Raw genomic sequence first — 8,782 nt, forward strand, 5'->3', positions numbered from 1 at the left:
ACGAAGCGTCGCCCCTTCCTCTCCCAAGCCCTCTCTAACCCCACTGCACGTTATAAGTTGCTGCGCTATGCGCAGGTTTAAATTTGACGCTACCGCGTCGCTTGTTTTAAATTTGCATTTTCAAGGTGCGGGTCTCGGTGGATAAAATTTGCAAATTTAGCCAAATTTGACTTCAAATTTGAACGTAAAACGATAAGGCGTAGGATTTTTGTTCTAGACGAGGCGGATTTAAATTTTACGACGGGAGCTACCTCGTCGGTAGTGACCGAGTAAAATTTAAATCCAACGAAGTATAGAGCAAAAAGACGAGCCGCTATTTAAGCGACTTTTCCGCCCACGCTCTCACTTCCAAATCCACTTCAAAGATCTCACATTCGCTCTCTATCTTCTCGTTTTCAAACCTCTTTGCCGCGGCTAAAACCGTTTGCGAGATGTCCAAAAATCCACACTCGCCGCGCAAAAATTTATACACTGCGACTTCGTTTGCGGCATTTATCGCAACACCAAGATCCGGGTTTTGCAAAGCTTGGTCTTTTAGCGAAAAGATAGGATATTTTTTCAAATTTATCTCGCCGAATTTTATATTTTTCAATGTTTTTAGATCTAAATTTGGCACGATTTGCCCGTTTTTCGCATCGACCGCGCTCAAATTTAGCGCTCCGTCCTCGCCCAAAATCGCATGCGCGATGGCCAAAATCATATCGGTTTTAGATAGATGCGCCGTAGTCGAGCCGTCGGCAAACTCCACCAGCGCGTGCACCGTGGACGTGCGCTCGATGAGCGCCTCGATATCCCGCACGCCGTAGAGCCAAAAGGCCTCCAGCACCTCAAAAAGCTTGTTCGCCATCGTCGCGCTGTCGATCGTGATCTTTGCGCCCATGCTCCAGTTGGGATGCTTTAGCGCGTCTGCGGCGCGGGCGTCTTTTAGGGATTTTAGCGGGGTTTTGCAAAAGGCGCCGCCCGAGGCCGTGATGACGAGCCTAGCGACCGGGGTTTTGTTCGCGAGCAAGAATTTAAGCCCGAAATGCTCGCTGTCTACCGGATTTATCGCGCTCCTGTCTAAAAATTTGCCGCCCGCGACGAGGCTTTCTTTATTAGCAAGCGCCAGCTTTTTGCCCAGCTTTTGCGCGGTCAGGCTCGGAGCAAGCCCCGCAAAGCCGACCAGAGAGTTTACGACGCGCTCGCTCTCGCACTCTTTTAGCATATCGCATATACCCTGCGCGCCCGCAAAAACGCGTTTGTGTTTTACGAATTTAGCAAATTTAGGCTCGGCGATACAGACGAATTTGGGCTTAAATTCGGCGATTTGCTCGTTTAAAAGCTCGTAGTTTGACGCGCAGCTCAGCGCCTCGACGCCAAGGCCGAATTTGCGGGCTAGATTTAGGGTATTCGTCCCGATCGAGCCCGTCGAGCCCAGCACTACCACGATAGCGTCCAGAGCATCGCGGCGACGCCGAAAAGATAGCCGTCGACGCGGTCAAGCATACCGCCGTGACCGGGCAGTAACGTGCCGCTATCCTTGACGCCCGCGCGGCGCTTTAAGTAGCTCTCGAAAAGATCGCCCCAAACGCCGAAAGTCGCAACCAAAAACGCCGTGATGAGGCTATGCCAAAAGCTATCGGTCAGCACCCAACCAAAGCCCGCGCCAAAGACCGTAGCCACGGCGATACCGCCTGCGACGCCCTCCCAGGTTTTGTTCGGCGAAGTCTCGCTAAAGGCGTGCTTGCCGCAAAATTTACCGACGAAAAACGCCCCGCTATCGCACGCCACTACCGTTAAAATCAGCCACGCCAAGTAGCCGACGCCATAAAGCGAATAAAGCATCCAGATGAGAAAAATCGGCGTCATCGGATACAAAAACGGCAGCGCGGGCGTTAGATTTTCGCTCTTAAAGTGCGCGAGAAAACTAACCACAAGCAAGACCGCTAAAATAGCGATAAATGCGGGGTTTGAAAAGGGCGTAAGCAGATAAAAAATAACCGCCACGAGAGCAAGCGAGCTTCCTTGTAGGCCGTAGAGCTTTTGTGCTTCGCTAAAGGCCGTGTAAAGTACGAAGCCTAAAATGGCGAAATTTAACAGATAACTATCGACGAAAAAGATGACCAAAACTACCGCAAATAGCGCGATGCCAGTGATTATACGCGTTTTCATGATTTGTCCTTTTTTGAGCAATAATTGTATAAAATTTTCGCTTAAAAGCGCTGAAATTTGAGGCGAATTTACGCTTGCGGACTTTAGCGGACGGTTAAATTTGAAGGATTTGCGTTAAATTTTATTTTTGATTAAAAAGGAGCGGCAAATTTAACGGATTTGGGTTAAATTTTACCGAGCGAGGCGGTAAATGCGGCGCGCATTTAAAGAGCTGCGCTAGATTTTGCTTTTGCCAAAAACGGCTGCTTAAATTTTAATATCAAGATGATGAAAAAGCTGCGATGCCTGCGGGAAGTCGTTAGCCGCGACGTGCTCTTCGGAGCTTTCGTCGTCATCAGAGTTTTCGCCATTTTGCCCCGAGGCGAGCTCGCCCTGTTCCTGCCTGCCTTTTTGCTTTTCGTGCTCGTTTTCGGGGTCGATTTTGTAGGCTTCCTCGGTCGGGCGCACCTCTGAGACCTCTTGTTTTTCGTCGCTTGCTAGCGATGCGACGGCGAGATTTTGTAGGTCAAATCTATTTTGGACGTCGGCGACCTTGTTTGAGACCATATTTACGTTTTGATTGATAAAAATCGTGTTGCCAAGGGGTGTTACAGCCATTTTCGCCTCCTTTTAGTCGTGCTTTGTTACTAATATCGTCTTAAAATTAATATAATTTACATTTGCGCCGCTCGTAATTTTGACGTTGTTACGTTTGGTAAAATCAACCTCGTACGTCCCGCCGCCTTTGACGCTAAAATTTACGCAAATTTTAGCCGCAAATCTCAAAATTTCATCACTCGGAGCGCTTTTTGCGGTTTTAATGATAACGTGCGCGGACGGTAGGTCTTTTAGGTGCATCCAGACGTCGTCTTTTTTCGAGTTTTTTAGCAGCCAGACGTTGCCTTTTTCGTTGCGTCCGATGCTGATTTTATAGCCTTCGATATAAAAATCCTCGACGTTTTGATTTTGCTCTTTTTGCTTTGCGGCGCGGGCTTTTTTAGGCGCTAGAATTTCTAGCTCCTCGGCGCTTTTTGCTTCATTTACGAGCGTTTGTAAATTTGATAAAAACTCCAGCTTTTCGGTCAAATTTTGCCGCTCGATGATTAAGCCCGCAGCCTTTTGCTTTAGCCTTTTTGCTTTGGCAAACATCGCGTTTGCGGCGATTTTGGGGCTGTCGTCCAGCACGAGCCGCACCTCGCCTCGCTCAAAATCATTTAGCGTTACCTCGCGCTCGTAGTCCCTTAGCGCGTGTAAATTTGATAAGATTAGCCCCGCGTTTTTGCTTAAAATTTCGCTTTGCGCGTTTAGATCCGCCTCGTTTTCAAGCCCCGATAAAATCTCGCTTAAATTTTGTATTTTTCGCTCTATCGCGGCCGATTTTACGGCGCGTAGATTTTCTAGCTTTGCGTTATTTACCCGCCTAAATTCCTCGCTAAAATACCGCTCAAAATCCGTTATCGGCGGCGTCTGGCGCTCTTTTATCACTGCAGGCGGCAGCTCAAGCAGCTCGCGCCCCGGTTTTATCACGCGAAAATTATTATCTATATGGCGCAAAGCCTCGATTATGACGCCCTTTTCGTCCGTGATGATCGCGTTGGTAAAGCGCCCCGTAAACTCCAAAAATAGGCTTGAGGCCAGGCTTTTATACGAGCCTTGGAATTCGCACTCCAGCTTTAAAATTCTATTTCCCTCGGGCACGCTTAAATTTAAAATTTTAGCTCCCCAGAACCTCTTTTTAAGCGCGACGTCAAAGGGCGCTTTGTACTCTTTGACGTTTAGAAAATCAGGATTTGCGTAGATCGCGGAGTCAGACTTGCTAAGGTCGAAAAACAGCCCGAGCTCGCCGTCAAATTCGATAAATATCACCATATCGCCCGCGCGTCTGATTGCGGTTATTTTTTTAAATTTGCCTAGAAAAGATTGTATTTGTTTTAAATTTGCGTATTTCATAGCCGAAATTATAGCCTAAAATGCGACCGAAATTTAAGCGTAAGAATAATATAATGATAATGTATTTTAAAACGGAGAAAAAATAAATGAACAAATTTAGCCTAAGTTTAGCGGCCTCGTCGCTGCTTTTAACTCAAATTTTCGCCGCCGACGTAGCGCTGCAAGGCGTCGAAGTTAGCGAGAGAGCGGATGACGGATACCGCGCTAAAACAAGCGAAGTAGGCAAAACAAATACGCCTATTTTAGAGATCCCGCAGACGGTAAACGTCGTGACGCAACAACAGCTAAAAGATAAAAAACCAGAGACCTTAGCCGAGAGCCTTCAAAACGTTAGCGGCGTTAGCTACGGAAACACCACGGGCGGTATCTTTGACTCGATCATAAAAAGGGGATTTGGCGGCGGACGCGACGGCTCGATCATGCGAAACGGCGTGCCATCTAGCGTCATGCATAGCTTTAACAAAACGGTAGAAAGCGTCGAGGTGCTAAAAGGCCCCTCTAGCCTGCTCTACGGCGCGCAAGAGCCAGGCGGCATCATAAATATGGTCACTAAAAAACCAAAATACGACTTCTCAAACGAAATTTGGGCCGGTATCGGCAACCGCAACTACTGGAACGCGGGCTTTGACACCACGGGACCGATCGCTGATAGCGGCTTTGCGTATAGATTTATATTTGACGCCATGCAAAAAGACTACTGGAGGGAGTTTGGCGAATACAAAAACCTCCTCTTTGCGCCATCTCTTTCTTATAAAGGAGACGATTACCGCATAAATTTAGCCTATACGCACACGCGCTCGACCGATCCGATCGACCGCGGCATGTATCTGGTGCCAAGCACGGGCAAGCTACTGCCGATAGATAAAAAAAGACGCCTTGACGAGCCGTTTAACAGGCTAAAAACCAGACTCGACACGGTGGACGTAAATTTTGAAAAAAATATCGGCGAGGACTGGCTACTGCGCGGCGCTTACGCGTATTCGCGCTCCAAGCACGAGTATGGCCACATCAGGCTAATGAACGTAAATTTAAACACGGGCGTGGCGGCTAGACGAAACGAGGCGTATGACGGATTTATCCACCGCACGCACGCCGGATCGTTAAATTTAAACGGTTACGTGCAAACGGGCGAGATAGAGCATAACTTACTCTTTGGCATAGACGCAAAGGAGTACTACCGCTATAGACCCGGCGCGCTAAACAGCTACAGCTCCGGCACGACGCACAGAAACTTCCCGATAAATATCTACAGTCCAGTCTACGGCACGGTCCCCTATCCGTCCGACCGAGCCTCCAGTATCCAGTATCAAAAGCTAAGAACGATCGGATTTTACGCGCAAGATAGCATAAATTTGACCGAAAATTTGATCTATTCTTTGGGCGCGAGGTATGAATTTTACAGACAAATCGCGCGCGGAACGGTTAGCGGACCAAACTCCACCGACCAAAAAGACGGCAAATTTATCTGGCAGACGGGACTTTTATACCTGCTAACGCCCGAGTGGTCCGTTTACGCCAACTACGCGCAAAGCTTTAGCCCGCAGATGGCTATGAACGGCGACATAGGCGACATAAAACCCGAAGAAGGCAAAAGCGTCGAGCTGGGAACTAAATTTCAAAACGATAGCATAACGGCTAGCGCGGCGGTCTTTAACATCGATAAGAAAAACATCATGCGCACCGTAAATAGCGTAAGTACGCCCGTGGGCGAGGCGCGCTCTAGAGGATTTGAGTTTGACTTTAACGGCCGCGTGACGCAAGGGCTAAGCGTAGGCGCTAGCTACGCATATACTAAAACCGAGGTGCGCAAGGATAGCGGCGCGTTTGCCGTGCTAGTGGGCAAACCGCTAGAAGCCACGCCTAAGCACCAAGCTAGCCTCTTTGCCAACTACGACTTTAGCCACCTAGGCGCAAAAGGCCTAAGGATCGGCGGCGGAGCGAGGTACTTTGGCTCATGGTACACCTACTACATGAGGACGAATCTACCGGCCGTGCCTGCGGGAACGGGCTTTAAGATGGACGACGCAGTCGTTTACGACGCATTTATCAGCTACGATACCAAGATCGCGGGCTACGAGACGAATTTCGCCTTTAACGTAAAAAACTTGACCGACAAGCTCTACTATACGTCCTCATCGACCGGCACGCAGGCTAATATCATACCGATACAGCCGGGGTATGCGAGGCAGTTTATGCTAACCGCTAGCGTTAAATTTTAAAATTTAGGCTCGGTTTTTCGCCGAGCTTCGCGCGCTTAAATTTTACTTTGCTACGTCCTTCTTATAGGTTTACGCCGTAAAATTTAAGCCGCCTTGTATTTTTGCAATCCCCTAGCCCGTATCGTAAAATTCTAAATAGCTATTTAATAAAGAAATAAGCTTCGCTTAAATATAATCCGCCAAGAGTTTAATAGTAATCGTTATCAAACTTAAAATTTAAGGGAAAAAATGAGTAAGATTTTAAGAAAACGTAGCGCGAAATTTAAAACCGTCGGCTTATCTTTTGCGTTAATTAGCGCAATGGCGCAAGCAAGCTTGGGTAGCGAAAATAATGAGAACGTCGAGCTGCAAGGCGTTGAGATTACCGAGAGCGCGGACGACGGATACCGTGCTAAAACCAGCGAAGTGGGCAAAACGAATACGCCTATTTTAGAGATCCCGCAAACGGTAAACGTCGTGACTCAACAACAGTTAAGAGATAAAAAACCGGAGACTCTGGCCGAGGCGCTGCAAAACGTAAGCGGCGTTAGCTATGCAAACGCGACGGGAGGGCTTTTTGACGCGGTGCTAAAACGGGGATTCGGCAAAAGTCGCGACGGCTCCATCATGCGAAACGGCATGCCCGCGGGCGTAAATCATAGCTTTAACGCAACCGTTCAAAGCGCGGAGGTTTTAAAAGGCCCGCTAGCCTGCTGTACGGCATCCAAGATCCGGGCGGTATCATAAATTTAATTTAGTAACCAAGAAGCCTCAATACGAGTTCGGCCATGAAATTTACGGCGGCGTAGGCAACCGCAAATACTGGAACGCCGGTTTTGATAGCACCGGCCCTATCGGCGAGAGCGGCTTTGCATATAGATTTATCTTTGAGCAAAGCGCGAAAGATTATTGGCGCGAGTACGGCAAATTTAAATCATACGTCATAGCCCCTAGCATCAGCTATAAAGGCGATGACTACCGCATCGATCTAGCCTACACGCATAGCGAATACACGGATCCCTTCGACCGTGGACAATATATGGTCGTAAATAAATCAGCCGCTTACAGAGCATGGGACGGTAAATTTTTACTCTCGGATCCCAAAAAGCGCCTCGACGAAAAATTTAGCGAATCAAGCGGCAAAATCGACACCGTAGACGTCGGTCTGGAAAAAAATATCGGCGAAAACTGGCTATTTAGAGCAAACTACGCGCTCACTCGCTCGATGCTTGATTACAGCCAAATTCGCGCCAGGGATTTTAACCCTGCCACGGGAGTAATCGAGCGCGAAAATACCTCTTTTAGAAACTTCGAGCATCGCACTCACGCTGGCGGAGTAAATTTAAACGGGCTTTTTGACACCGGATCTATCTCGCATAACCTACTTTTAGGCATCGATTTAAAAGAGGAGATGCGTCGCCACCCGGTCTCGGCCCTTTCCTCCGGCGGAATCAATAACCTAAATTTATATAATTTGCAGTTCGGACGGGCGACTCGCACTACCAACTACACAAAAACCGACGGACAGTATCAGCGTATACGAAGTATCGGCGGCTACGCGCAAGATAATATAAATTTGACCGAAAATTTAATCTACGCTTTGGGGCTTAGATACGAGTATTACGACCAAATAGGCGGAAAGCTCAACAAAAACGGCGGGGGTTTAGAGGTAAAAACCGATAGCAGCGACGGCAAATTTATCTACCAAACGGGACTAATATACCTACTAACGCCCGAGTGGTCGGTCTACGGCAACTACGCGCAAAGCTTCCGTCCGCAAATTTCTACGAGCGAAGATATGGGACATTTAGACCCCGAGGAAGGCATTTCGACCGAAGTGGGCACCAAATTTCAAAACGACGAGATCACGGCTACGCTAGCTTTATTTAATATCGATAAGAAAAACGTAGCCTACTCGATAAATAACATAACCTATGCCGCGGGCAAGGTAAACTCTCGCGGTATCGAGCTAGACGCAAACGGTCGCGTGACGCAGGGGCTCAGCCTAGGCGCCAGCTACGCCTATACGAAAACCGAAACGAAAAAAGACGAAAAAAACAAGTGGAAAGTCGGCAAGCCTCTCGATGCGACGCCCAAAAATCAAGCCAGCTTAATGGCAAATTACGATTTTAGCCACTTGGGCTTAAAGGATTTAGAATAGGCGGCGCAGCTAGATATTTTGGCTCGTGGTACGCTTATTCTAGCAGGGGCGACTCCTATAGGATGCCTCACGCCGTAACTTACGACGCATTTGCCAGCTATACGACCAAGATCGCGGGCTACGAGACGAATTTCGCCTTTAACGTCAAAAACTTAACCGATAAGATATACTATACGTCGTATAACAGCGAAAAGGCAAATATTTTAAGCGCCGCAATGGGGTACGCAAGGCAGTTTATGCTAACCGCTAGCGTTAAATTTTAAAATTTAAGCGGCTTGTCTCGCGAGTGCTTTTCCGAGATTTCGCAAAATTTTCGCTCCGCAGGCTATATGCCTAGCGCACG

The 8,782-nt window shown here is 48.0% G+C and carries 8 protein-coding genes; 4 read left to right on the forward strand and 4 right to left on the reverse strand.

Translation table 11 applies throughout. The features are described 5' to 3' along the window. Positions 1 to 313: 313 nt before the first annotated feature. The 4 genes from dxr to RYL88_RS09130 form a co-directional block, all read right to left on the reverse strand. Positions 314 to 1,426, reverse strand: coding sequence for a 1-deoxy-D-xylulose-5-phosphate reductoisomerase (dxr, locus tag RYL88_RS09115; RefSeq protein ID WP_314990758.1), 1,113 nt, complete (start codon positions 1,424 to 1,426; stop codon positions 314 to 316). Beyond that, entirely contained in the window at positions 1,420 to 2,151 is a 732-nt protein-coding gene (locus RYL88_RS09120; protein ID WP_314990759.1) for a phosphatidate cytidylyltransferase, read from the reverse strand. Before RYL88_RS09120 ends, dxr begins: the two co-directional genes overlap by 7 nt. 246 nt (positions 2,152 to 2,397) lie before the next feature. After that, positions 2,398 to 2,748 carry a hypothetical protein gene (locus RYL88_RS09125; protein ID WP_314990761.1) on the reverse strand — a complete coding sequence of 117 codons (351 nt, stop codon included), beginning with the start codon at positions 2,746 to 2,748 and terminating at the stop codon, positions 2,398 to 2,400. Between the two features lie 12 nt (positions 2,749 to 2,760). Further along, positions 2,761 to 4,080 carry an NFACT RNA binding domain-containing protein gene (locus RYL88_RS09130; RefSeq protein WP_314990764.1) on the reverse strand — a complete coding sequence of 440 codons (1,320 nt, stop codon included), beginning with the start codon at positions 4,078 to 4,080 and terminating at the stop codon, positions 2,761 to 2,763. An 86-nt stretch (positions 4,081 to 4,166) separates the two neighbouring features. Between RYL88_RS09130 and RYL88_RS09135 the strand changes: the two genes are divergently transcribed. The 4 genes from RYL88_RS09135 to RYL88_RS09150 all read left to right on the forward strand — a co-directional run bounded on the left by RYL88_RS09135 (position 4,167) and on the right by RYL88_RS09150 (position 8,702). Further along, positions 4,167 to 6,299 carry a TonB-dependent receptor gene (locus RYL88_RS09135; protein WP_314990765.1) on the forward strand — a complete coding sequence of 711 codons (2,133 nt, stop codon included), beginning with the start codon at positions 4,167 to 4,169 and terminating at the stop codon, positions 6,297 to 6,299. Between the two features lie 228 nt (positions 6,300 to 6,527). After that, positions 6,528 to 7,025 (forward strand): TonB-dependent receptor plug domain-containing protein, encoded by a 498-nt coding sequence (locus tag RYL88_RS09140; RefSeq protein WP_314990767.1) that lies wholly within the window; start codon positions 6,528 to 6,530, stop codon positions 7,023 to 7,025. Positions 7,026 to 7,260: 235 nt separating this feature from the next. Next, on the forward strand, positions 7,261 to 8,439 hold the full coding sequence (locus RYL88_RS09145; RefSeq protein WP_314990769.1) for a TonB-dependent receptor: 1,179 nt from the start codon (positions 7,261 to 7,263) through the stop codon (positions 8,437 to 8,439). 62 nt (positions 8,440 to 8,501) lie between these two features. Next, a complete protein-coding gene (locus tag RYL88_RS09150; RefSeq protein WP_369011032.1) occupies positions 8,502 to 8,702 on the forward strand; it encodes a hypothetical protein in 201 nt (66 codons plus the stop codon). Positions 8,703 to 8,782: the final 80 nt, after the last annotated feature.

This window comes from uncultured Campylobacter sp. (genome assembly GCF_963517995.1).
Classification (GTDB): Bacteria; Campylobacterota; Campylobacteria; order Campylobacterales; family Campylobacteraceae; genus Campylobacter_A.